Source organism: Actinomyces sp. HMSC075C01 (genome assembly GCF_001812965.1).
GTDB lineage: Bacteria > Actinomycetota > Actinomycetes > Actinomycetales > Actinomycetaceae > Actinomyces > Actinomyces acetigenes.
This window is the reverse complement of the sequence record NZ_KV811032.1, coordinates 1-215: the sequence shown is the minus strand read 5'-3', so window position 1 is coordinate 215 and position 215 is coordinate 1. Positions and strand designations below refer to the sequence as shown.

The 215-nt window shown below is 70.2% G+C and carries 1 protein-coding gene; it reads left to right on the top strand.

The window, feature by feature from the left end; translation table 11 throughout:
* On the top strand, positions 1–215 hold a 215-nt coding region (locus HMPREF2883_RS11860), incomplete at both ends, for a biotin/lipoyl-containing protein (RefSeq protein ID WP_305366972.1).

Here is a 215-nt window from a genome sequence, read left to right as displayed (position 1 = left end):
GCCCTGGGTGAGTCCGTCACCGAGGGGACGGTCTCCTCCTGGCTCAAGGCCGTGGGAGACACCGTCGAGGCCGACGAGCCCCTGCTGGAGGTCGCTACCGACAAGGTCGACACCGAGGTCCCCTCCCCCGCATCCGGCGTCCTGCTGGAGATCCGTGTCCCCGAGGACGAGACCGTCGAGGTCGGCACCGTCCTGGCCATCATCGGCGACCCCTC